General features: G+C 43.6%; 17 protein-coding genes and 1 rRNA gene. 9 read left to right on the forward strand and 9 right to left on the reverse strand.

The window, feature by feature from the left end; genetic code table 11:
- Positions 1–80: 80 nt before the first annotated feature.
- The 4 genes from A6J60_RS09005 to A6J60_RS09020 all read left to right on the forward strand — a co-directional run bounded on the left by A6J60_RS09005 (position 81) and on the right by A6J60_RS09020 (position 5281).
- Positions 81–1697, forward strand: coding sequence for a di-heme oxidoredictase family protein (locus tag A6J60_RS09005; protein WP_227526190.1), 1617 nt, complete (start codon positions 81–83; stop codon positions 1695–1697).
- Positions 1698–1827: 130 nt separating this feature from the next.
- On the forward strand, positions 1828–2982 hold the full coding sequence (locus tag A6J60_RS09010; protein WP_096065701.1) for an imelysin family protein: 1155 nt from the start codon (positions 1828–1830) through the stop codon (positions 2980–2982).
- A complete protein-coding gene (locus tag A6J60_RS09015; RefSeq protein WP_096065702.1) occupies positions 2982–4382 on the forward strand; it encodes a DUF1513 domain-containing protein in 1401 nt (466 codons plus the stop codon). Before A6J60_RS09010 ends, A6J60_RS09015 begins: the two co-directional genes overlap by 1 nt.
- Positions 4383–4564: 182 nt before the next feature.
- Positions 4565–5281 carry a SprT family zinc-dependent metalloprotease gene (locus A6J60_RS09020; RefSeq protein ID WP_319830061.1) on the forward strand — a complete coding sequence of 239 codons (717 nt, stop codon included), beginning with the start codon at positions 4565–4567 and terminating at the stop codon, positions 5279–5281.
- A 29-nt stretch (positions 5282–5310) separates the two neighbouring features.
- Here the strand turns inward: A6J60_RS09020 and A6J60_RS09025 are convergent, their stop codons facing one another.
- Positions 5311–6075, reverse strand: coding sequence for a hypothetical protein (locus A6J60_RS09025; protein ID WP_096065703.1), 765 nt, complete (start codon positions 6073–6075; stop codon positions 5311–5313).
- A gap of 48 nt (positions 6076–6123) precedes the next feature.
- Positions 6124–7038, reverse strand: coding sequence for a hydrogen peroxide-inducible genes activator (locus A6J60_RS09030; protein ID WP_096065704.1), 915 nt, complete (start codon positions 7036–7038; stop codon positions 6124–6126).
- A 786-nt stretch (positions 7039–7824) separates the two neighbouring features.
- Here A6J60_RS09030 and ahpC point away from each other — a divergent pair.
- Positions 7825–8391, forward strand: coding sequence for an alkyl hydroperoxide reductase subunit C (gene ahpC / locus A6J60_RS09035; protein WP_096065705.1), 567 nt, complete (start codon positions 7825–7827; stop codon positions 8389–8391).
- 160 nt (positions 8392–8551) lie between these two features.
- Here the strand turns inward: ahpC and A6J60_RS09040 are convergent, their stop codons facing one another.
- The 7 genes from A6J60_RS09040 to frdA all read right to left on the reverse strand — a co-directional run bounded on the left by A6J60_RS09040 (position 8552) and on the right by frdA (position 16665).
- Positions 8552–9808, reverse strand: a complete 1257-nt coding sequence (locus tag A6J60_RS09040) for a toxic anion resistance protein (protein ID WP_096065706.1) — start codon at positions 9806–9808, stop codon at positions 8552–8554.
- 432 nt (positions 9809–10240) lie between these two features.
- A complete protein-coding gene (gene infC, locus A6J60_RS09045; RefSeq protein WP_096065707.1) occupies positions 10241–10744 on the reverse strand; it encodes a translation initiation factor IF-3 in 504 nt (167 codons plus the stop codon).
- Between the two features lie 23 nt (positions 10745–10767).
- Positions 10768–12702, reverse strand: coding sequence for a threonine--tRNA ligase (thrS, locus tag A6J60_RS09050; RefSeq protein WP_096065708.1), 1935 nt, complete (start codon positions 12700–12702; stop codon positions 10768–10770).
- A gap of 385 nt (positions 12703–13087) precedes the next feature.
- On the reverse strand, positions 13088–13438 hold the full coding sequence (frdD, locus tag A6J60_RS09055) for a fumarate reductase subunit FrdD (RefSeq protein ID WP_096065709.1): 351 nt from the start codon (positions 13436–13438) through the stop codon (positions 13088–13090).
- A 74-nt stretch (positions 13439–13512) separates the two neighbouring features.
- Positions 13513–13905: a fumarate reductase subunit C gene (locus A6J60_RS09060; RefSeq protein ID WP_096065710.1), complete on the reverse strand. Its 393-nt coding sequence runs from the start codon at positions 13903–13905 to the stop codon at positions 13513–13515.
- A gap of 2 nt (positions 13906–13907) precedes the next feature.
- Entirely contained in the window at positions 13908–14855 is a 948-nt protein-coding gene (locus A6J60_RS09065) for a succinate dehydrogenase/fumarate reductase iron-sulfur subunit (RefSeq protein WP_413772364.1), read from the reverse strand.
- A 1-nt stretch (position 14856) separates the two neighbouring features.
- Positions 14857–16665 carry a fumarate reductase (quinol) flavoprotein subunit gene (gene frdA / locus A6J60_RS09070; RefSeq protein WP_096065711.1) on the reverse strand — a complete coding sequence of 603 codons (1809 nt, stop codon included), beginning with the start codon at positions 16663–16665 and terminating at the stop codon, positions 14857–14859.
- A 430-nt stretch (positions 16666–17095) separates the two neighbouring features.
- On the opposite strand from frdA, the gene A6J60_RS09075 reads away from it, so the two are divergent.
- From A6J60_RS09075 to A6J60_RS09090, 4 genes are all read left to right on the forward strand, one after another.
- Positions 17096–17809 carry a hypothetical protein gene (locus tag A6J60_RS09075; RefSeq protein WP_096065712.1) on the forward strand — a complete coding sequence of 238 codons (714 nt, stop codon included), beginning with the start codon at positions 17096–17098 and terminating at the stop codon, positions 17807–17809.
- A gap of 309 nt (positions 17810–18118) precedes the next feature.
- Positions 18119–18811: a hypothetical protein gene (locus A6J60_RS09080; RefSeq protein WP_096065713.1), complete on the forward strand. Its 693-nt coding sequence runs from the start codon at positions 18119–18121 to the stop codon at positions 18809–18811.
- The gene (locus tag A6J60_RS09085; RefSeq protein WP_227526104.1) at positions 18811–21972 is read left to right on the forward strand and encodes a YjbH domain-containing protein; all 3162 of its coding nucleotides are present in this window, start codon (positions 18811–18813) and stop codon (positions 21970–21972) included. The genes A6J60_RS09080 and A6J60_RS09085 overlap by 1 nt, the downstream gene beginning before the upstream one ends.
- 842 nt (positions 21973–22814) lie before the next feature.
- Positions 22815–24349 (forward strand): 16S ribosomal RNA (locus A6J60_RS09090).
- The last annotated feature ends 38 nt before the right edge of the window (positions 24350–24387 follow it).

A 24387-nucleotide genomic window follows, 5' to 3' on the forward strand; every position in this document is an offset into this window, starting at 1 on the left:
TCCAGTCGACAGTTGATCAATCGCTAAAAGTTAACCAACTGCCTGAACAAAGGGGAAGTGGTGGCAATCATAAAAGACTTATGACGACAATGACAGCCGCTTCGATGCTAAGCTTAGCCGCTTTAGGAATAACTGGTTGCCAGCCAGCTGATAATGTCTCCGATAAAGAGTCGGCTACAGAGTCGGCGGCGTCCGAGCAGCAAGCAGATAGTGGTAGAACCCAAGTTATAGAAGAGCTTGCTGGCGTGCCTATCAGTCAGCTGATTGAATTTGATCCTCAAGAGGTCAAACAAGGTGGTGATACCGGGCTGAGCATTACCTCAGCAGAAAGCTATTCTAAGCCGTCATCGAATATCCCAGCATCACGCAAGGGCGACTTTTTTATTGGCAATGCGTTTTTTAAGCAGCCTTGGGTGGTCGCACCGGCCAGTACCGATAGCCGTGACGGATTAGGTGCTTTATTTAATGTCGCAGCGTGTCAGTCCTGTCATATTAAAGATGGTCGTGGACATGCGCCCCTCGATGCCAATGACAATGCAGATAGCTTATTAATTCGTTTAGCCATGCCAGCAAGTACCGACGCGCAAAAAGCCCAGTTGGCAGCATCAAAAATAGAAAAAGTAGCACATCCGATGTATGGCGGTCAGTTGCAAGATAGGGGTGTTGAGGGTGTGCCCGCAGAAGCTAAAATCGCCGTCAGCTGGCAAGACGTTCCTGTTACCTTTGCAGATGGTCACGTGGTTACCTTGCGACGTCCTAATTTTAAACTGACGCAACCGGGCTATGGTGAGTTTGATCCAGAGTTGATGCTATCGCCAAGAGTGGCATTGCCGATGATTGGACTGGGTTTGCTCGAATATATCCCTGACCAAGCTATTATTAATCAAGCAAAGGCCAATCAAGCCAAAGCTGATTCAAAAAAATCAGGAAATAACTCAACTGGAGTGCGTGGTAAATACAACTGGGTGATTGATCCAGAGACGGGTAAACAAGCCTTGGGCCGGTTTGGTTGGAAAGCGGGTCAAACACGTCTGATTACTCAAAATATGAGTGCGTTTAACGAAGATATGGGGTTAACCTCACGCATTAAGCCGGTTGAGTCCTGTACCAAGTTGCAAACTGCCTGTCTTGATGCCGCCACTGGTGCAGATAATCAAGGTGATGGCTTAGCACCGGTTGAAGTCAGTGATGAAGTGGCTAAGTTTGTTGAATTCTATACTCGTAACTTAGCTGTCCCGCACCGACGCAATGCACAGGACAGCTTGGTATTGGCTGGCAAAAAACGCTTTTTTGATATTGGCTGTCAAGACTGCCATACCCCACGCTATCAATTACCGAAAGGTGACGATGATCATCTAGAGCAGCACGGACAAGTGATTTATCCTTATACTGACTTGCTATTGCATGATATGGGCGATGACTTAGCGGATAGAACCGTTGCTGGCAAGCTACCACCAAAAGATGCGCAAGTAGAGTATTTGGCAACCTCTTATGATTGGCGCACGCCCGCATTATGGGGTGTTGGCTTGGCACAAGCGGTTGATCCACAAGCGACCTTTTTGCATGACGGTCGTGCACGTACCTTAATGGAAGCAGTACTTTGGCATGGCGGCGAGGCAGAGTCACATAAGCAACAAGTATTAAAGCTAGATAAAAAAGGACGTGAAGAGTTACAAGCGTTTTTAAATTCGTTATAACAAAGTGGTTATAACACAGCCATTACAAAAAAGTGATTATAAAAAAACAGTACTGGTTATGCTTGGATAGCGATATCATGCTAAACCAGTGACTAAGCTAGAGAATCATACTAAACCATAGAGATGCCTTATGAAAAAACACCAACTTGCCGCCATGGTACTGTCTGCTTTAAGTGCTGGTATTCTCATCAGCTGCAGTAAGCCTAATGACGATACCTCTACCGAAGCTCAAAGCACGACAGCCGAAGACGCTAATGCGCAAGCAAACACTGACAGTACATCAGCTGCAGATACCAACAGCATGCCAAAGGCTCAAGCCATTGAGATAGACAATACTCAGCTAAAAAGCTACTTAGATCAAGTGGTTAACACTCAGATCATTGCCCCTTATCAGCAAGTGCTACAACACAGTCAGGCATTAAATCAACAGGCCACTAAAGCGTGCCAAGCCAATGCTGGTGCAGATGCAGAGCAGCTAGAAGCGATGCGCCAGCAGTGGCTGGCTTTAGCCAAAGCGTGGGCTCAAGCTGAGATTGTTAATTTCGGCCCTGCCATGGACAGTATGAGTAATTTATATATTAATTACTATCCAGATGAGCGCGGATTAGTGCATCAGGGCGTTGTCGATCTTATTGCCAATAAACCAAACTTGACCGCTGAACAGTTGGCATCAGAGAGTGCCATTGTCCAAGGTGTTCCAGGCTTAGAAGAAGTACTGTATAGCAATGACAGTCTGACTGCAGCTCAGTGCCAGTATGTGATGAGCGCCAGTGAAGCATTAAGTGTGCGTTTACAGCAAGTCGTACAGGATTGGCAAACATCGCCAGATGAGCTATTGGGAGTCACTGAGTCTGACAGTAAGCAAGGCTTAAGCCGCTGGATTAATTCAGTATTGTCGTTAGTTGAGACCACTAAGAGCAGCTCATTAGATCAGCCACTGGGTCTGACTGGTAACAAAAAAGGACATTTACCAGCGCAAGCTGCAGGTCAAAGCCGAGAGATTATCACCGCAAAAGTGAGCGCGCTAAACACGGCATTGACTGACCCTGAACTGATTGCCATCTTAGAAGCAGGCAATCAGCAGCCAGTGGCTGATAAGCTATCAACCTCGCTGGCGCAGACCTCGACATTATTGGCGCAGCTGCCAGAAAATATCGCTGAGGCAAGCCCTGAGCAGCAGCAAGACTTATATGACAAGCTGACTGAAATAACCCAGATTATAAAACGTCAATTGATGCCAACTCTTGGTGTGCAGGTCGGCTTTAACAGTACGGATGGCGATTAATGAGTAACCGATCAGTAGGTGCTCAGTCTGCAAAAGCAGTAAATACTAATGAGTACGGACAGACTCAGCTTGAGACAGGGCTCAGAACATTGGCTCTGACAAGCTTGGGTACGGCTGCTTTAGTTACGGCACATCATTTAGGGCGCAAGCAATATAATCCTGATGCACGATTATCGGATTATATGCATGGTGTGCTTGATGTGGTGCAACGCAAGCTGCGACAAGATGTGAGTGACCTGCCGACTCAATCAGGGTCTGACAGTAATGAGCAGCAATTAGCCTTGTCTAAAGATGGCTTAACAGCAGACACTCAAGCGCAGTGGGTGAGTGGTGTTGCTCAGTTGCAAACCAGTGAGTTTGCGGTGGTTGGTATCAATGCGCAGCGTGATATGGTGTGGCAGACGCCTATGCCGGAGCGGGTACATGACATTGTTATTCAGCCGCAAGCATTGCAACAATCTGTGCAGCAAGTGACAGTGATGGGTCGTCGTCCCAGTCAACATTTTTGGGTACTAGATGCTCAAACGGGTGAAGTCATCCACAGTATTAAGTCGCAAAAAGACAGACATTTCTATGGGCACGCCTGCTATAGCTTAGCCGGCGATAGACTGTATGTGACTGAGAATAATACTGACGACTTTAGTGGGGTAATCGGCGTTTATGATGTGGCGCTTGGCTACAAAAAAATAGCAGAGTTTGCCACACACGGCATTGGTCCACATGAGCTGGTGATGCATCCAGATGGTGATACTTTGGTTATCGCCAATGGCGGTATCAAAACCGAGAAAGCATCACGTGAAGAGTTAAATATAGACAGCATGCAGCCGTCGCTGGTGTACCTAAATCGGCATAACGGTGAGCTAATACAACAGATATATCCAGAGCACAATCAGATGAGTGTGCGCCATTTGGCGATGCATGAGGATGGTACAGTCGTCATTGGTATTCAGTTCCAAGGTGAGCGTCATCTGTCAGTGCCTTTGGTGTTGACCCATAAGCTAGGCCAAGAGAGTTTTACGCCGCTACAAATGACTGATTCTGATACCAAAGGTTGGCATCGATTCCATCATTATATCGCCAGTGTTGCAGTGGATTCTACATCAAACCTAGTATGTGCGACCAGCCCAATAGGCGGCTGTGCAGCACTGTTTGATTTGCGTACTGGGTTGATGTTGGGTGAGGTTGATTTACCAGATTGTGCTGGCGCAGCGCTGTGGTCTCATAACTCTAAGCTCGATCACGATAGCCCTCAGTTTTTGGTGAGTGATGGGAAAGGGCAGCTGACCAGTATTGGCTTGCCGTATCAACAAAATGAGCAGGGTGAATTAGAGTTTGGCTCAATAACAGTGGATAAAGTTGCGCGCGACTTTGCTTTTGACAATCACCTAAATACGCTATAGTAGTAACATCATCAATTGCAAAGCAAATATAGTCAGCGAACGACTAAACGGTTACGATGTTAACCTCGCTAAGCCTTCATTTGTGGTACTTGCGCTCAAATGCCTTGTAACCACTTTAGACTTCTTTGACTATAACAGCAAGCTCACCCTTGCGCTTCGAGTCAATCTATTTGAGTCAACCTATGTCTTTAAACACTCAATTATCTGAACTGTCCTCACAATCTGATACTGCGGCCATCATGAAAACGCTGGCGCAGCTGTTGGCAGAGGCGGATATTGAGCTCAGTGTGACCCGCAAACGTGTAAAAAACATCAATTTTCGTCTAAAACCCAATCAATTATCTGTATCAGCGCCACACTACGCCAGAGAGGAAGATATCGTATTTGCGCTTTCTAAGCGTTTAGATTGGGCGATTAATCAGCATGGTGTATTGCTGAAGCGGCTCAAGCGTCAGCAGCAAATAGGTAGTGCTGATGAGTCAGCGGGCAATAATGCTAATGCCAATCCATTACAACCAGTGACATTATGGGGCAAGCCGCAAGGGTTGGTGATGGGTGAGGCAGAGCGGTTACGCTGGTATCGACATGAGCTGCAATCAGTGATGCCGCAGCTGTTTGCCAAGTGGCAGCCGATTGTTGGTGCTTATGCCAATGAGATGCGGATTAAGAAGATGAAGACACGCTGGGGCAGCTGTAATACCCGAGCTAAGCGGGTGTGGTTGTCTGTGTATTTATCAGCTTATCCGATTGAATGCACTGAATATGTCATTGTGCATGAGCTGTGTCATTTGCATCAGGCCAATCACAGTCCAGCGTTTTGGCGTGAGGTGAAGCGCTCAATGCCAGATTATAAGCACTGGCATGATATGTTGGCTGGCAAGTCGGGTGCTGTGGATTAAGGGGATTAACGCTGTAATCTATTAATGCTTTAATCTGTTAATTCCCTAATCTCTTGTTGTATATTGTGACGTGCGTTTTGCTCGTATTCGGCATAAAAGGCTTGAGTAAAATAAAGGCGCTCACGCTGTAAAAATCGTTCAAGAACAGCTTTTCTGCCTTGCTTAAACGCACTGTCGTTCACATGCGCATATTCTAAGCGAACCTGACGTGCATAGTCTTGATAAACCTGCCTGGGTGATCCGAGTATCGCCAAATCCATATCTAAAAAATATTGGCTGTCTTGCACTTTCAACGTTATCTTTTGTTCTAATTCAGCATCTGCTTGGCTAACCTCATGTTTAGCAGTCATCATAATCAGTGCAGTCACTTGCTGAATTAATAGATTATTCTGTTTTGCTACTAAGTCAGCCAGTTGCGGACAGGTATTAACCACACGCTGAAAATAATCAGCGCTTTGGCGTTCATTATCGGTTTGGGTGGGATCATAAATAATATCGTGGTACCAAATCGCAAGTTCGATGGCGTTTGGGTTATGCAGCTGGTTTTGATGCTTATCAAATTGATGAAACATCTGTGCCAGATGGGTTAAGGTGTGATAGTGGCGCTGCGGCTCACTATAATGATGGCAAATATCTTGCCACAGTTGATATTGCCAAAGTGGGTATTGGTGTCGGTTTTTTGGGCGCTGATTTTCTACATCAGTCAAGCATTGTGAATCAGTTAAGCGTTGCAATAAGGCAATAAAGCGCTGTTGCAGATGTTCTATGACAGCGCTATTGGATGCTTGTTGCATGTGTATTGCCTTATTTTTTTGCTGCTTATTCGCTAATGGGTTTAAAATTTATTGATGCCATTGCTTAGATGATTTTTCCAAAGCGGACTTAAATATATTACCCAATAAATTAACATCATCAACGCGTGCATAATTTAAACGAGTCACAAAAGCAATGCGGCGGTGAGGCCCTGCTTCTGATAGCGGCACCGTGCTGACGTTATTATTCTGTTGATGTACCTGTTCTAATGCCATCTCTGGAATCAAGGTGGTACCCATGCCAGCCATTGCCATTTGAATCAAAGTGTTCAGGCTAGCATCTGAGAAATTAGACTTAAACTCCTCACGATCAAACGAGCAAACCGACAAGGTGTGGTCAGTTAAACAGTGGCCTTCACCCAATAGCATCAAGTTGGCTTTACTCAAATCTTCAGCACTAATTTGCTTTAATTGTGCCAAAGGATTGTCATTTGGGAAGATAGCAAAGAAATCCTCTTCCCAAAACTCAAAGCTGTGTAAGCCTTCAAGCGCATAAGGCAGCGCAATAATGGCGGTATCAATATGGCCATAGCGCACTTGTTCTAGCAAACGCTCTGTTTGACGTTCGACAACGGTTAGGCGAAAGTTTGGGTACTGTGTTTTTAACTCAGGCAGTATTTTCGGTAATAAATAAGGGGCAATGGTTGGAATCATACCCACCGTCATCGGATAAGCCAGCGGCGTCTGATGACTGTGAGCGCGCGTGGTTAAGTCATTGATTTCTGAGAATATACGCTGCGCACGCACCAATATTTCTTCACCGATAGGGGTGATAAGCACTTGTTTATTATTGCGCTCGAATATTTGAGTGTCTAACTGCTTTTCTAACTCGGCAATACCCAAGCTTAACGCTGATTGTGAGATATTACATTCTTCAGCAGCACGTTTAAAATGACGGTGCTTGGCAACTGCAATAGCGAATTCTAATTGTCTTAATGTGATCATTTAAGGTCTCTTGGTCGTTTATTATTTTTGAGTAATTGAGTAAGTTGATTATTTCAATATCTGGTTAATTAAATATTTAGTCATTAGAAAAATTAGTTATGGTCTGCTGCCGCCAAAATAGGGTAGGCTTTTATTATAAAACTAAAAACAAAATATCAGAAATCTGACCGTAAACTTCACTGTTCACTCAGGCTTATTTACTTTTCAAATTATTGTTAACCTGACACTTTGTGCAATGACGGACAATAACTATACGTCTGCTATAAAACCTTATTAATATCAAGGATATATAGCAGAAGGTTGCACAATTTATTTCTAATACGTTGTTGCAGACACGAATTTTAGATATTGACGTTTAAGCCACCCCTTGAAATATAAGGCGGTAGCAACCATGTATAAAGGTATAGCTGCCTATAAACGCAGCGACTATCAATAGATTCTATGTTTTATAAAACAAAACATCAAGTTAAAGTGTTTCAAATATACTAATCGACTGGCTTTGTTACAATAACAGCTGTTGTTGGCCGGTATGTATATTTGCAAGCCGATAATTACAAGCCGATAATAGATAAACGGTTTTAATTTTAATATAGTCATTTGTGTTGCGATTTTAATCATTGTGTCGCACAACATAACCCACACTTATTAAATGACAATACGTCATGTGTCTGTAATGACTCGGTGTTAGGTTAGACTAAAGTTAACAAGTTATAAAGTTAACAGGTAATAATATTAACCCTAGTTATAATAAAATTTACTTAAACCCACTAAAAAAGGAGCCAAGAAATGGCGTCAATTATTGATCAAGAAATCCCTGAGTTTTCAGCTGATGCGTTCGTTAATGGTGAGTTCAAGACAATCACTTCAGACGACGTAAAAGGTAAATGGGCAATCTTCATGTTCTACCCAGCAGACTTCACGTTTGTTTGCCCAACAGAACTAGAAGACATGGCTGCTCATTATGAAGAGCTTAAAGGCCTAGGCGTTGAAGTATACTCAGTATCAACTGACACTCACTTCACTCACAAAGCATGGCACGATTCTTCAGAAGCCATTGGTAAAGTTACTTTCCCAATGATCGGCGACCCAACTGGCCGTATCACTCGTGGCTTCAACGTTATGATTGAAGAAGCGGGTCTTGCAGAGCGTGGTACGTTCGTTGTAGATCCAGACGGTAAGATTCAAGTTGCTGAAATCCATGCTGGCGGTATCGGCCGTAGCGCGAAAGACCTAGTTCGTAAAGTTAAAGCGGCTCAGTACGTTCGTGAAAACGACGGCGAAGTATGTCCAGCTGCTTGGGAACAAGGTCAAGATACGCTTAAGCCAAGCCTAGACCTAGTAGGTAAAATCTAATTGAGCTTTATCTGATTTAATAGATAAATTGCTTTAGATTAAAAAGCCCCGCTATTAAGTTAGCGGGGCTTTTTTTGTGCTTAGTTTTTATTTTAAGGTTAGTTTTAATAGTTAACCATTCAAGTATCTGAGCTTGATGAACTGCGTGACGAACTGATAACTAAAGATCAATATCAACCGTATTCGAGTCAGTACTCTTTTGGTTGGCAATCTTCTTGGTGTCTATCTCTTTAGAGACTTCTAATACCGTGGTTTGGTTAGATTTATCTAAGTATTTTTGAGCTTTGTCTACTTCATGAGTCAAGGCATCGACCGTGGTCTTCATATTATCTAAAGCTTTCACTTTATAGTCGCTGATCATATCCATGGTTTCATAGATATTGTTAAACGCATTTTGTAGCTTATCTAGCTCAATGGTACTGGTACTGGCTTGCTCATGAATCTCAGTCGATTGACGTTTCATCATCGCCGAGGTAGATTCGATTAAGCTACTAGTGGTTTTGTTCAATGCACTGATTTGATCTAATACCAGTTTTTGGTTGGTCATGGCTTGCGCAACCACGACTGCGGTACGTAGTGCCGACACGGTGGTTGTAGTCGCTCGGTCCACACCTTTAATCAGCTCTAAGTTGTTTTTGCGGATGGTGTCTAGCGCTAAATAACCTTGAACGTTAACTGCCAATTGGGTTAAAAAGTCAGTGTTCTTTTGACGCACATAAAACAACATCTCTTCTTTAATGATGCGTGCTTTTTCTGGGTCAGTCGCTTCAATTTCATACACTTTTTGTTCTAACTGCTCGTCAATCTTTTTACCAACATAGATATATTGGCGAATCGACTGCATTAGATTCCACATATTGACTTTTTCTTGCTCAATCATGGCGTTGTCTTTAAGCAGCTCATCTTTACCGTTATATAAGCTGGTAACGACCGCATTAATATGCGATTGCGCAGACTCATATTGACGGAAATAATCTTGTACTTTATTGCCCAGAGGAATCAAGCCAAACAGTTTGCGTGAGCTGGTCAGCTGCTTTTTACTCGGATCTAAATCTTCAACAATACCACGTAGCTCGGTGAGAGATTTTGCGATAGGTGAATTGTCGAATAGGCTTTTGTCTAAGCTTTTGGCCGGCATATCCAACATACGATTAGACACTTGAGCAGAGTCGCGAATTTCTTTATTACCCAAGTTATGAATCGACTGTACGTTTTGTTTGAACTCGTCACTTTGTACCGGGTTGGTCAACACGTGATTGACAAAGGCATCAACTTTGGCATCTAACTCAGGCACTTGGTTTGGGTCGAGTTTGACAATCTGATCGGCTTCACTGGTGGGTACTTCTCTGACTGGCTCAGGTGGCGTTAAGCTAATTGATGGGCTATTCGTATTCTCTGGCGGAGTTAGTTCTTGCATAAAGACTTCCTTTTTTGTTCTATAAATTATTATAAAAATGGATGATTAAAAGTGATCTGGCAATAGTGTAAAAAATAGGGATAACCAGCGGTGTTTATAAGCTGCTGTATAAAAAGTTGCTTAGTTAAAAATCAGTTTGATAAAAGTCAGCCACATAAAAAATTAATGGGTTTTAATCGGCCAGTCACCCTAAAGCATCAGCTCATCATGTTTCATTTAAGATTAAATCTAATGTACCTTAATTTGTCACCAAAACCCAATAGTGAAAGCGTAAATATATTTAACAGCAAAAAAAACCACCAATCTGCTGCTGCAAATTGGTGGCATGATTAAAACGTTACGATTAACTGACAGGCTGGTCCATAATAGAGCAGCCTTATAGCCAAACAAGATGATCAACTATAAGTTAAGCATATCAGTAATCACACAGGATTACTTTTTACGTGTTGGGCCAAGTAGCATACCCATTTGACGGCCTTCCATTTTAGGTGGCTGCTCAACGTTTGAGATGTCAGACGTATCTTCAATGATACGATTAAGCTGCTGTAAGCCAAGCTCTTGGTGGGCCATTTCACGACCACGGAAGCGGATGGTTACTTTAACTTTGTCCTGATCTTCTAAGAAGCTGATGATTTTACGCAGTTTTACTTGGTAATCTGCTTCATCAGTACTTGGACGTAGTTTCATCTCTTTTAACTGGGTTTGCTTTTGGTTTTTCTTAGCTTCTTTCGCCTTTTGCTTTTGGTCATACAAGTAGCGCTTGTAGTCCATGATTTTGCACACAGGCGGTTTAGCATCTGGTACCAATTCAACCAAATCTAGATTGTCATCACGAGCCGCTTGTAGGGCAGTTTCAATATCGACAACGCCCATTTGTTCGCCATCTTCTTTTACTAAGCGAACTTGTTTTTGCTGGATCTCTTCGTTGATGTTCAAACGGTTTGACTGTTTAATAGGTATTACTCCTCATCAGTTTTAGGTTGTAGTCGTCCTTTTTGGGCGACGGCTTTCTGTATTAATTCAATAAAGTCGGCAACAGACATCACACCAAGGTTTTCGCCTTCACGTGTACGTACGTTAACTTGTCCTGACTCAACTTCTTTATCCCCTAATACTAGCATATAGGGGATACGTTCTAATGTTCTTTCTCGTATCTTAAATCCAATTTTTTCATTACGCAAGTCACTAATGGCACGTAATCCTGCATTTTGCAGCTCACTGACGACATTTTGACAGGCCTCAGCTTGCTTGTCTGTGATATTCATTACAACCACTTGTTGTGGTGATAGCCAAGCAGGTAACCAACCGGCATAGTGCTCGATTAGCATACCGATAAAGCGTTCGAATGAGCCTAAAATAGCGCGGTGCAGCATCACAGGTGTTGCACGCTCACCTTGCTCATTAATGTATTCTGCTTCTAGGCGGTTAGGTAAGTTGAAGTCAAGCTGTAACGTACCACACTGCCAAACACGGCCGATAGAGTCGCGTAAGCTGAACTCAATCTTAGGACCATAGAACGCGCCTTCGCCTTCTTGTAGTTCCCATTTTAGACCAGCAGTATCTAAGGCATCAGCAAGTGATTTTTCTGCTGCATCCCATAGTTCATCAGCACCGACACGCTTTTCAGGGCGAGTCGATAGCTTCATTTCGATGTTATCAAAGCCAAAGTCTTTGTACACATCTAATGTCAGCTTAATAAAGTCAGAGGCTTCTTTACCAATTTGTTCATTGGTACAGAAGATATGCGCATCATCTTGAGTAAATCCGCGAACACGCATGATGCCGTGTAGCGCACCAGAAGGCTCATTGCGATGACATGAACCAAATTCAGCTAAGCGAAGAGGTAGGTCACGATATGAGCGCAAACCTTGGTTAAATACTTGTACATGACAAGGGCAGTTCATTGGCTTAATGGCATAATCACGGTTTTCACTGTTGGTAGTGAACATGTTTTCTGCGTAGTTATCCCAGTGTCCTGATTTTTCCCACAGACTTCTATCAACAATCTGTGGCGTTTTAATTTCTTTATAGCCATTGTCGTGTTGAATCTTACGCATGTACTGCTCAAGCACTTGATAAATGGTCCAGCCATTTGGATGCCAGAACACCATGCCCGGTGCTTGCTCTTGTAAATGGAATAGATCAAGCGCTTTACCAATTTTGCGGTGATCACGCTTTTCCGCTTCTTCAATACGCTGAATATAGGCTTTAAGATCTTTTTTATCCGCCCACGCTGTACCATAGATACGCTGAAGCTGTTCATTTTTGGCATCACCGCGCCAATAAGCACCGCTCATTTTCATTAGCTTAAACACTTTTAAGAAGCGGGTGTTAGGCACGTGTGGACCACGGCACATATCGACATATTCTTGGTGATGATATAAGCCCAGCTCTTTTTCTTCAGGCATATCTTCAATAAGCTTCAGCTTATAATCTTCGTTACGTTCTTCAAAGATCTTGATTGCTTCTTCACGCGGTGTCATCTTTTTGATGACATCATAGTTTTGCTTAATCAGCTCAGCCATGCGTTTTTCAATGGCAGCCATGTCATCAGGGGTGAATGGTTTTTCACTATAAATGTCATAATAAAAACCATCATCGATGACTGGACCAATAACCATTTTCACATTTGGATACAGCTGCTTAACCGCATGACCCAATAAGTGGGCAGTAGAGTGGCGAATAATATCTAGGCCATCTTGTTCTCTTGCGGTCACAATTTCGACCTTGGCGTCATCGGTGATTGGATCACAGGCATCGACAAGCTTGCCATCCACACGACCAGCAATCGTCGCTTTAGCAAGGCCTGGACCAATACTTTCCGCCACTTGCATAACTGTTGTCGCACCGTCAAACTCTTTGACACTGCCATCAGGTAGAGTAATTGCAACCATAATTTTTAATCCAAATAATCTGTAACGCAAATAAATTAACCATCATTATTATGATGATAATAAGAATAATTGTGTTGATAATAATAAATACAACCGTTAGAACAGATTCTAACAGAAAAAACCGACCTAAAAGTCGGCTTATTGCACTGTCGTTGCTTATATTATAAAGGAATTTGGCGCTGTTTTTGTAGTGAAACCTTTAGATACGATAAATAAATTTAGTTTAATCCGTTAAAGTAGCGACAAATTTGATGTTAACTCTGCTGATACCAATAGAGTTAAGTCTATTTTAGGACACTATCAGCTTTACTCAAGCCAATCTAAATCTAGCATTCTCAGTTTTCACTTCAAGGTTTAAAACAGTCTTTGTCGCTTGATAACACTACTACAGTGCTAGCCCGATATATAGCGTGACTAAAAACGCGATAACTGTCACTGCGTACAACGCATAACGCACGCCATTGCCGACAGGGTAGTGCATGTCATGCAAAATATAATACAAGCGGTGCGCGCCATGCCACATAAACAAAAATACCAACACACTAAAAGCAATAAGGAAAAACCAGTGGTTTATCCAGCTGTGTGCGTTGTCATAAAAGGTATTGGGATCGCCTAACACGCCGAATGGCAATAAAAAGCAGATCACCACTATCATAGGTGCTAAGGCCAGTGCCGCTGCAGTGCCGCCGCCAGAGAATATGCCCCAAAATATAGGTTTTAAGTGTTTTTTACTCATGATGACTCCTTTTAATAGGCCAACTTTTTAATGCGCTAACTTTTAATCCACCAACATTGATACGCCAGTTGCGCCTAAATCAAAGCAAAAATAACGTCAAATACAATCAACGATATCAGTGCAAAAGCAATCCAGCTGCCAGCAATCATCTTTTTATCTTCAACAAAGCGCTCACCAACTTGGATGGGCATTGCTTTTGGCATCGCCTTAAACCATTCGACGCTATTAAATAGGGCAGCGATTAGAGCAATTAAATTAATGACGATGACAATAGGATGGCGCTGAAAGTTAATCCAAGTTATCCATGCTTCAGCAGAGCTTGCAAGTGCTGCAATGCACCAAAAGAAGTTAAGCGCCGCCAGCATCACAGGGATGCAGGTCAGCTCCCGTAACATGTATTTTTTGTAAAAAGGAGTCTGCAAATACCAATTATCCGACTGCTTGGCGATGTATGGTTTTCTAGCCATGATTAAGACTCCTGTTGCTGAGTATTTTTTTGCTTAGAACTTGTCTGCTTTGAGTCCTTGCTAAACAAATCCATTGCCCAATAACCAACGCCCTGAGCTTTGGCTTGTTGAATAGCGCCAGCAGGATCGACTTGCTTTGGACAGACGTCAGAGCAATAGCCGACAAAGGTACAAGGCCAGATGCCGTTTTCTTCATTTAGTGTTTTAAAGCGGATGCGTTTGCCATCGTCGCGGCTATCTAAATTGTAGCGGTGTGCTAATGCTGAAGCTGCGGGCCCTAAAAAGTCGGCATTGAGTCCTACTTGTGGACAAGCCTGATAGCAAAGCATGCAGTTAATACACATGCTGTATTTTTTGTATTTAGCCAATTGTTTAGGCGTTTGTCGATACTCTTTGGCGCTTAATGGGCGTGGATTTTTACTAATAATATAAGGGCTGACTGACTCCAACTTTTCGATAAAAGGCTGGGTGTCCACTATTAAGTCTTTTTCAATGGGGAAGTTGTCCATTGCACCGATAATGATTTCACCAGTACCGCCGTTTTGGTTGACGTAATCACGCACAAAGGTAGAGCAGGCCAGTTTTGGCACCCCATTAACCACCATACCACAAGACCCACAGACTTCCATGCGACACGACCAACGATAAGCCAGCTCTGGGCGTAAGTTGTCTTTAATGACCCCTAACGCATCGAGAATAGACATGTCATACGTCCACTCAATATCAAAGCTTTCCGGCCAAGGTTTGGCATCTTGATCAGGACGATAACGCATCACAGTGACTTTAATAATGCCGTTAGACTCTATGCTTTTGGAGCCATGTGAGTCTTGAGCCATTTTCTGTTGCTCAGCAGTTTGGTCAGCTTTTGGTTGCGGCGTATATAATGTCGGTTGGGCGTTGTTTGTCGATTGGCTGAGTGTGGGTTGGATATTCAAAGCTTGTGCGCTCATATTAGTTGTCTCCTCTAGCATCTCCGGCAGCACCATAAGCACGTGTGGCAGGTTGTGACTTGGTAATTAACACCTCACTATATTTAATCTCAGGGGCTGCGTCAGGCTGATAAAAAGCCAGAGAGTGTTTTAAATAATGCTCATCATCACGTTCAGGGTAGTCGAGACGTTGGTGTGAACCGCGTGATTCTTTACGCGCGCTGGCGCTATAAATCATGCTTTCTGCCACATCAAGCAGATAACCCAGCTCAATAGTAGTTAGCCAGTCAGTATTAAAGGTAGCGCTGTGATCGGTGATTTTGACATTTTTATAGCGCTGCTTGAGCTGTTTAATGCCGGCAATGGCAATTTCTGAATGTTCAGCACTGCGATAAATGCCCACATTTTCTTCCATCAGCTGCCCCAGATCACGACGAATGTCAGCAGGCTTTTCTGTGCCATCGCTGCGGTGTAATAACTCGGCATAGGGCTGAAAGGCTTGCTGCGCTAATTGTTCAAATTGTGACAGCGTGAGCTCATTTTGATTTGACTGTTTTGTCTGCGCATAGTGTTGCGCATGACTCAGGGCAGACTCACCTGCCACTTTGCCAAACACACACAGTTCGCTTAATGAGTTTGAGCCCAAGCGATTGGCACCATGCAGTCCCACCGACGCACATTCACCAACCGCAAATAAGCCGGCAAGACGTGTTTGACAATGACGGTCGGTTTCAATGCCGCCCATGGTGTAGTGGACGGTTGCACGGACTGGAATCGGTTCATGGACAGGATCTACACCAACAAACTTTTGCGCCAATGATCTAATAAAGGGTAGGCGCTCATTAATATAGGCTTCTCCCAAGTGGCGAAGATCGAGATGAACAGCTGGTCCTCTGGGTGTGTCGATGGTACGACCTGCCTTCCATTCGTGATAGAACGCTTGTGACAATCGATCGCGTGGCCCAAGTTCCATATATTTATTCTTCGGCTCACCCACTGGGGTTTCAGGTCCAAGTCCATAGTCTTGTAGATAGCGATAGCCGTCTTTATTGACCAATATTCCGCCTTCGCCGCGGCAACCTTCGGTCATTAAAATGCCAGAGCCTGGTAGACCTGTTGGGTGATATTGTACGAACTCCATATCACGAAGGGGCACGCCATGACGGTAAGCCAACGCCATACCATCACCGGTGACAATACCGCCATTGGTATTAAAAGCGTAAACACGGCCAGCGCCACCGGTTGCAATAATGACGCTTTTGGCCTGTACACCAATCGTTTTGCCGTTCAATAAATCGTAGCAAATAACGCCTTGCAATTGCTTGCTATCTTCGTTGCCACTCACAACCAAATCCAACACAAAGTGTTCATCTAAGCGCTTAATATTTGTATACTGTATAGAGGTTTGAAACAAGGTGTGTAAGATATGAAATCCGGTCTTATCCGATGCAAACCAGGTGCGTGGAATTTTCATCCCACCAAAGCGGCGTACATTAGCACGACCATCCGGCAGGCGTGACCAAGGGCAGCCCCAATGCTCAAGCTGCACCATCTCTTCTGTGGCGTGCTCAACAAAGTACTCAACCACATCTTGCTCACATAGCCAATCGCCCCCTGAGACAGTGTCATTAAAGTGATTTTCTAGTGAGTCATCATCACGTACGACGCCAGCAGCTCCACCTTCTGCGGCAACCGTATGGCTGCGCATGGGATATACTTTCGAGATTAGCGTTACTTCTGTGTCTGGTGAGCTGCCTGCAATTTCTATCGCAGCGCGAAGTCCAGCACCGCCAGCACCAACGATCACTATGTCTGTTTTTATGGTCTGCATATTGCCCTCATAATCGGAATCTTCTCACTCTATTGTATCAAACCCTTAAAAATATTGTGGTTTAAATTTAATTAAATGAAGTGTCGATTATTGTTTATTATTGGTTATATCTGACATGATCTAGTGGTGAGTTGAGGAGTGGGTAAGGCAACCTGTTGATTTAAAGGTTTTTATTAGAAAGTAATGATTTTTATTATTATGAAAGGTAGGCTATGCAAGGCTATTGAGTGATTGTTACATTAAATGCTATCTCAGCTTTATATAAGTACAAGTAATATACTTGTTTATAAAAATATGTACATCTTAGTAAAAATAGTGTAGTTTATCGCCAACAATTGAATTTTTATTCATTAAAATTTTTTTATAATTTATCTATTTAATTTAATATTTTTATTTCATTTATACAGCTAAGCAAGTAAAGGAAAATATTATGGGAAGGTTAATCGGTTCGCTATCGTTATTGACGTTAGGCGCTGCAATGAGCGTTTCAGCACAAGCAGCTATTCATTATGACTCACATGGTAACGTTGGCTATGACACACTTGATGAGTGTCGTGCAGCGATTCAAAATGGATCTGCAAAATTCTATCAGTCAGTTACCCATCACAAGCCAATGCTACGTAGTGGTGAAGTTGCTGTTCAATCCGGTCGTCTGGGTGATTTAGCCCCTCAGTATCGTCAAGGTACTTGTGACCTTGGTACCGGTCGTCGTGATGGTCGTGATGGTGTTGCTAAAGCCATTCAGGGGAAATATGTTCCTTATTCGCCAGATATGCAAATTAACCAATATACCAATTCATCAGGTGATATCGTTCGTGTATCTATGAAGCAGTGTGATAACTGGTTCAGTGGTAACTTCCCTAAAGGTATGCCTGTACCGACAGCACCTGAGCCAGTTGCGGTTGAGCCGGCACCAGCTCCACAGCCAACACCTGCTGTTGAACCACCTCCAGCACCACAACCTGTAGCAACAGTACCAACAGCGCCTAGCCCAACAACAGCAGTTGGCGCAGCGTCTGGTTCTATCCCAACATGGGTTCCTGTTGCAGCCGGTGTGATCGGTGTGGCTATTTTAGCGTCATCAGGCGGCTCTAGCTCTTCAAGCACGACAGGTACAACCGGTACGACAGGTACTACCAAGTAATAAGTAGTCGCAGTTTTAAGCAGCAATCTCTTAGTAAAAGTATTCTAAGGAATAAAGGTCTATGCGACATTAATCTACAAGTATTGATGTTGCTAGAACCCTAAGCAACTGAGGTAGAAATAACAATAATTACCTCAGTGGTTGCTGACTCTATTTTTAAATCTAACAAAATACCTTAAGTTGTTAAATTTAAGGTATTTTTTTGTCTATATCAGTTTGTTGCTCAGCATATGTTGTAAGTCACTAACATTGTAAAAGTGAATCATTAAAGTTAAAACAAAGCTGAAAAATTAAAAAGTTGAAAAGAACATGCAAAACAAGAAAGGAATCTTTAAGCTACAAAGATACCTGCTCGGAACAGCAGCAGTTGCTAGTATCTTAGGATTAAGTGCCTGCCAATCGACAACAGGCTGTGTCGCAGGGGAGTCTAAGTGCTTTAAAACACCAAGTAAAGTATTTAAGCAAAAGTCCACTACGCCACAGCTGAACCCACAGTTTAATTATATTAAACTGAATATGAATGGTCAGACATTATGGTTAGCGCAGGGTGCTACTCAGCAATGGCCTGCGGCGAATACTAAGGTATTTTATAGCGCGGATCGCTCGGTGTTTAAATGGTCAAATGGCCGGCTTATCTCAGTGACAACACCATTAATTGACTGGCGTGAGCAATTACAGCAGCCATTTAGTTGGTCTGCAGCAAAGCCGTTTCAATTTCGTCGACAAGTTGACCAGGTTAATGGCGTTGTTGCATGGCCACAGCTTAGGGAAGTTAATGAGGCTTCACAACCTAAGCACCATAGTTATGTTGGCGAAAACAGCAACTTGATCTGGTTGCATGAGACCACTATTAATCCTTCTCAATCTGCTTCTTCTCAACCTTATGCAACCTTTGATTATTGGTACGCATTCGACTCTCAAAGTATGAACGAACCTGTTTATGGACAACAATGTATTTCCAAACAATACTGTCTGTCTTGGCAAGTATGGAAAACATTATAATGTCAAAAAATATCTCTACACCCCGTTTTAAAATGAAATATCTGGTTATTGCTTTAGCCTCAAGTGCTACGTTGATGGCACATGCCAACTCAGAGGCATCTGCACAGTTAGCAAGCAACGCATCACTATCAACCAATTCAGCAAGTCGCTTGGCAAACTCTAATGATACACAAGTAGCTTTAGATATCGTATCGCGTCCTGCAGTCAGTACTGCTAAACCATTATCGCCCCCTGAAGGAGCGCGGATGGGTGAGTGGCTCAGCGAGCAGTTAGATGATAGTGCCAACAGTGCACATTACTATGAGCCGGCACTTGCTTGGGAAGCTGATGTTGAAGTGGCCGCACAACAGGCAAAATTTAATCAGTTAGATCTGCAATTGGCACAATTTATTGCTAACCAACCGATATATCATACGTCTGGTAATGCGGTTAGCAACAAGATAAATAACACCATCAGCAGTGTCAAAAATAATGTAGCCAATCAAGTATCAACGCACATCACTAGTCATATCACAGGCACTTCTGTTAATCATAGAGCCAGCATTGCGCCATTGAGACAGTGGTTAAACAGCTTGTCTGTTACTGGCAGGGTTGTGTTGCCTAAGCAGGATGCAAGTTATTTACAAGTTAATCCCAGTAAAGATCCTGTTTTCAAAAGCAATGATACGGTTATTTTGCATCAGCAGCCAACGACAGTGACCGTATTATTTGATGATGCAAGCGCTTGCCGCATTATTCATCAAGCTGGTGTGCGCGCAACAGACTACGTCTCTGAATGTCAGGTTAAGTTTGGCAAGTCATTTGTCTCAGATGAGGCGTATCTGATATCTGCAGATGGCAGTGTTGAGCGATTGACATTAGAAAAGTGGAACGTACAGCAACAATCAACACCAGCACCAGGCTCATGGTTATGGGTGCCCAGCGCATCAAACAAATGGCCAGATGAGCTGGCTGAAGAAGTGGCTCAGTTCATAGGTACCCAGGGCATTGACTTGTCTTTACCCTTAGGTCAAGACGAGACACCATTAACCTTGTCTCAAGCGCATCCAGAAACAGCACGAGATTTGCCTGTTACCCCAAGTGATTGGGGGATAACTGGGTTGCTACAAACACCTACGGCCAGAATGCAAAAAGCTGGCAGTATGACTGCTCATGTATCACATGTCGATCCATATACACAATATAATATTGTGCTTCAGCCTTTTGATAGAATAGAAACCGCTGTTAGATATACTAATATCGATGGTGTTTCTTATGGTCCTGTCAGTCCCAATCAAGACCTTAAAGATAAGTCTTTGGATATTAAGCTGAAGGTTTTAAATGAAAGTAAGTGGATACCTCAGTTGGCAGTTGGTTGGCGAGATCCTGCTGGAACGGGACTATTTAGCGGTGAGTATCTGGTTGCTAATAAGCGCTATGGAGACTTTGACTTTAGTTTAGGGATGGGCTGGGGTTACTTAGGTGGTCGTGGCAATTTAAAGAATCCTCTTGGTGTTATTGATAGTCGTTTTAAAGAGAGGGTTTCTGATGGTGGTCTACTAGGCGGCGATAGGGGTGGAGGTATCAGTCCTAAGTCTTGGTTTACTGGAAAAACTTCCTTATTTGGTGGTGTTCAATGGCACAGCCCCTATGAGCCACTAACAGTGAAGGTTGAGTATGATGGCAAAGACTATGAGTCGGAGCCTTTTTCTGATAAAGATGACAATTCCAAAGATTTTCCAGTAAATGTGGGCCTCACTTGGCAAGATAAGAGCAAAGGATTGACTGTCAGCAGTGGTCTAGAGCGTGGCGATACCTTAATGTTGGGCATCAGCTTACAAGGTGATATGTCTGGATTAGGTAGGGTTAAGCCAAAAGCGCAAAACGTTCAAAACCTTGAAAGGCTTCCTAAATCGAGCTATTCGAGCTTAAGTTACAAGCTTAACTTCGCTGAAGATGACACCGAAGGGCTGTCGAAAAATCAACCAGTATTAAATGCTTTCTCTCAAGCAACGGGTTGGAGAGCGACTGATCTTGCTTATGATAATGGAAATGCATTTATTAATGTTGAAGAACATGGTGGCGTATTCATAAAAGAGCGTCTAAAACAAGGCATGGAGATATTGCGTCAAGGTCTGCCAGCGGATACACGCTTTGTGCAGATTCAAGTCTCTCGTTATGGCGAACCTGTCGGCGTTTATAATATTGATCCGAAGACATGGACTGAGCAATATCTACAGTTACTACCGCCATCACAGCGTATAGAACAGCCAGTAACCGTAACTTCTGCCTCTCAAAGTTATCAGCTGACAGAAAATAAAATCGTGGCTCATGCTGAAATGCCAAAAGGCAGTTTAAGCTTGTTCCCAAGTGTTAGTCAGAGCATTGGTGGCCCAGACGGTTACTTGTACGGTATATTTGCCAATGCCAGTGCCGATTATAGACTGTGGCAAGGCGGCTGGGTCAGTGGTCAGGCACAGCTACGCTTGGTAGATAACTTCGATAATTATAGTTATACCGCGGACAGTAAGTTGCCTCGTGTACGTACCCATATCGGCGAATACATGACGACTTCACGGATCTTAATGCCTAACTTACAGCTTAACCAGTTTAAGTCATTTGGAGATAATTTATACGGTTTAGCCTACGTTGGTTATCTTGAGTCAATGTATGCTGGTGTTGGTGGTGAGCTAATGTATCGTCGACCTAATCAGCCTTGGGCGATTGGTATTGACTTAAACCGTGTGCGTAAGCGTGACTTTGATCAGCATTTTGGTGTTCGTGATTACGAGGTCAATACCGGCCATGTTAGCTTATATTGGGATACACCTTTATATGATGTAGATATGAAGCTATCTGCTGGACAATATCTGGCAGGTGACAAGGGCGCAACGCTTGATTTATCACGCACCTTTGATAACGGTGTTAAAATGGGCGGATGGCTAACCAAGACCAATGTTTCTTCAGAAGAATTTGGCGAAGGCAGTATGGATAAGGGTGTATATGTTTCTATCCCAATAGATACGCTGTTCCCGCAGTGGGCCTCAGGCCAGACCAGTTTAGTTTATCAACCATTGATACGTGATGGTGGTGCTAAGCTGCAACGCAGATATGATTTATATAGCTTAACTGCACCATTGGATAAAGCAGCGCTTGAGGTTACAAATCCGGTTGAGCATTAACCACTAATGTGCTTATCAGGTTTAAGTTAGATCATAACTTGCCTAAGTGAATAATAGTTTTGATTAATTGAGATGTTAACGACAAAGTGGGCTTTAGCTCACTTTGTCGTATATATAGCTTTAGTAGCCTTAACCAACCCCCATGCAAAACCAATAAATCTCAATTAAACCCCGCCAAACCGACTAAACCTAACTAAAAAGAGATAAATTTAGAAAAGGGGGTTGACGGCAATTAAAAACAGTATATAATACGCCCCTGTTCAGACAAAAGGGCGAAAGCTTAGCGCTAAAAACTGAGTAAAAACAGTTATTTAGAGGAAGTTGAGTTAGAGCTGGTTTCGGATATGTTGCAAACGTATTAAAAGCAACAAATATCAAATAAAACGAAACAAAGTCTTGACAAGAAAAATAAAGCGTCTATAATACGCACCTTATCGGGACAACGGAAGCGACCTTTGGGTTGGTCTGAAGTTTTGGTGAAATTATAAAGATTTAGATTTTAAAATATTTAAATCTTACCGAATAAAAAAGCTTGACAGATATTAAAATGATGATATACTGGATGGCTCGCAAGTAACACTAACCATCTTAAATTAAGAATGAGTTTTTGATTACATGCACAACTTACCTTGGACGACAAGATAAGTCAACTATTTAAAAGCTAAAATCAAAGAACAACTTGTGTGGATTTTTGCTAATACAGAATGCGATAAGAAATTATCATTCATTATTAGTAGAAAAACTCGAAGTTAATTCATTATATGAAACATACGGAAAGCAAATTTGCTAGTAACGAATGAGCCAAGTTTAGAAGCTTCTTTAAAGAGCTTCATAGCAAGATTAAACTGAAGAGTTTGATCATGGCTCAGATTGAACGCTGGCGGCAGGCTTAACACATGCAAGTCGAGCGGAAACGATGGGAGCTTGCTCCCAGGCGTCGAGCGGCGGACGGGTGAGTAATACTTAGGAATCTGCCCAGTAGTGGGGGATAGCTCGGGGAAACTCGAATTAATACCGCATACACCCTACGGGGAAAAGGGGGCGCTTGCGCTCTCGCTATTGGATGAGCCTAAGTCGGATTAGCTAGTTGGTGGGGTAAAGGCCTACCAAGGCGACGATCTGTAGCTGGTCTGAGAGGATGATCAGCCACACCGGGACTGAGACACGGCCCGGACTCCTACGGGAGGCAGCAGTGGGGAATATTGGACAATGGGGGAAACCCTGATCCAGCCATGCCGCGTGTGTGAAGAAGGCCTTTTGGTTGTAAAGCACTTTAAGCAGTGAAGAAGACCTAGTGGTTAATACCCATTAGCGATGACATTAGCTGCAGAATAAGCACCGGCTAACTCTGTGCCAGCAGCCGCGGTAATACAGAGGGTGCAAGCGTTAATCGGAATTACTGGGCGTAAAGCGAGCGTAGGTGGTTTGATAAGTCAGATGTGAAATCCCCGGGCTTAACCTGGGAACTGCATCTGATACTGTCAGGCTAGAGTAGGTGAGAGGGAGGTAGAATTTCAGGTGTAGCGGTGAAATGCGTAGAGATCTGAAGGAATACCGATGGCGAAGGCAGCCTCCTGGCATCATACTGACACTGAGGTTCGAAAGCGTGGGTAGCAAACAGGATTAGATACCCTGGTAGTCCACGCCGTAAACGATGTCTACTAGTCGTTGGGGGACTTGATCCCTTAGTGACGCAGCTAACGCAATAAGTAGACCGCCTGGGGAGTACGGCCGCAAGGTTAAAACTCAAATGAATTGACGGGGGCCCGCACAAGCGGTGGAGCATGTGGTTTAATTCGATGCAACGCGAAGAACCTTACCTGGTCTTGACATATCTAGAATCCTGCAGAGATGCGGGAGTGCCTTCGGGAATTAGAATACAGGTGCTGCATGGCTGTCGTCAGCTCGTGTCGTGAGATGTTGGGTTAAGTCCCGCAACGAGCGCAACCCTTTTCCTTAGTTACCAGCGGTTTGGCCGGGGACTCTAAGGATACTGCCAGTGACAAACTGGAGGAAGGCGGGGACGACGTCAAGTCATCATGGCCCTTACGACCAGGGCTACACACGTGCTACAATGGTAGGTACAGAGGGCAGCTACACAGCGATGTGATGCGAATCTCAAAAAGCCTATCGTAGTCCGGATTGGAGTCTGCAACTCGACTCCATGAAGTCGGAATCGCTAGTAATCGCGGATCAGAATGCCGCGGTGAATACGTTCCCGGGCCTTGTACACACCGCCCGTCACACCATGGGAGTTGATTGCACCAGAAGTGGGTAGCCTAACTTTTAGAGGGCGCTCACCACGGTGTGGTCGATGACTGGGGTGAAGTCGTAACAAGGTAGCCGTAGGGGAACCTGCGGCTGGATCACCTCCTTAACAAAAGCATTCGGTTAGCAAGAATTCACAACAAGTTG

Source organism: Psychrobacter sp. FDAARGOS_221 (genome assembly GCF_002313155.2).
Taxonomy (GTDB): Bacteria; Pseudomonadota; Gammaproteobacteria; order Pseudomonadales; family Moraxellaceae; genus Psychrobacter.

What these genes read in the sequence shown, in the direction of transcription:
- ahpC (WP_096065705.1), top strand. Translation starts at nt 7,825, where the DNA reads ATGGCGTCAATTATTGATCAAGAAATCCCTGAGTTTTCAGCTGATGCG.
- A6J60_RS09040 (WP_096065706.1), bottom strand. Translation starts at nt 9,808, where the DNA reads ATGCAAGAACTAACTCCGCCAGAGAATACGAATAGCCCATCAATTAGC.
- A6J60_RS09075 (WP_096065712.1), top strand. Translation starts at nt 17,096, where the DNA reads ATGGGAAGGTTAATCGGTTCGCTATCGTTATTGACGTTAGGCGCTGCA.
- A6J60_RS09080 (WP_096065713.1), top strand. Translation starts at nt 18,119, where the DNA reads ATGCAAAACAAGAAAGGAATCTTTAAGCTACAAAGATACCTGCTCGGA.
- frdA (WP_096065711.1), bottom strand. Translation starts at nt 16,665, where the DNA reads ATGCAGACCATAAAAACAGACATAGTGATCGTTGGTGCTGGCGGTGCT.
- A6J60_RS09060 (WP_096065710.1), bottom strand. Translation starts at nt 13,905, where the DNA reads ATGGCTAGAAAACCATACATCGCCAAGCAGTCGGATAATTGGTATTTG.
- A6J60_RS09010 (WP_096065701.1), top strand. Translation starts at nt 1,828, where the DNA reads ATGAAAAAACACCAACTTGCCGCCATGGTACTGTCTGCTTTAAGTGCT.
- A6J60_RS09005 (WP_227526190.1), top strand. Translation starts at nt 81, where the DNA reads ATGACGACAATGACAGCCGCTTCGATGCTAAGCTTAGCCGCTTTAGGA.
- frdD (WP_096065709.1), bottom strand. Translation starts at nt 13,438, where the DNA reads ATGAGTAAAAAACACTTAAAACCTATATTTTGGGGCATATTCTCTGGC.
- A6J60_RS09015 (WP_096065702.1), top strand. Translation starts at nt 2,982, where the DNA reads ATGAGTAACCGATCAGTAGGTGCTCAGTCTGCAAAAGCAGTAAATACT.
- A6J60_RS09030 (WP_096065704.1), bottom strand. Translation starts at nt 7,038, where the DNA reads ATGATCACATTAAGACAATTAGAATTCGCTATTGCAGTTGCCAAGCAC.
- A6J60_RS09085 (WP_227526104.1), top strand. Translation starts at nt 18,811, where the DNA reads ATGTCAAAAAATATCTCTACACCCCGTTTTAAAATGAAATATCTGGTT.
- A6J60_RS09020 (WP_319830061.1), top strand. Translation starts at nt 4,565, where the DNA reads ATGTCTTTAAACACTCAATTATCTGAACTGTCCTCACAATCTGATACT.
- A6J60_RS09065 (WP_413772364.1), bottom strand. Translation starts at nt 14,855, where the DNA reads ATGAGCGCACAAGCTTTGAATATCCAACCCACACTCAGCCAATCGACA.
- A6J60_RS09025 (WP_096065703.1), bottom strand. Translation starts at nt 6,075, where the DNA reads ATGCAACAAGCATCCAATAGCGCTGTCATAGAACATCTGCAACAGCGC.
- thrS (WP_096065708.1), bottom strand. Translation starts at nt 12,702, where the DNA reads ATGGTTGCAATTACTCTACCTGATGGCAGTGTCAAAGAGTTTGACGGT.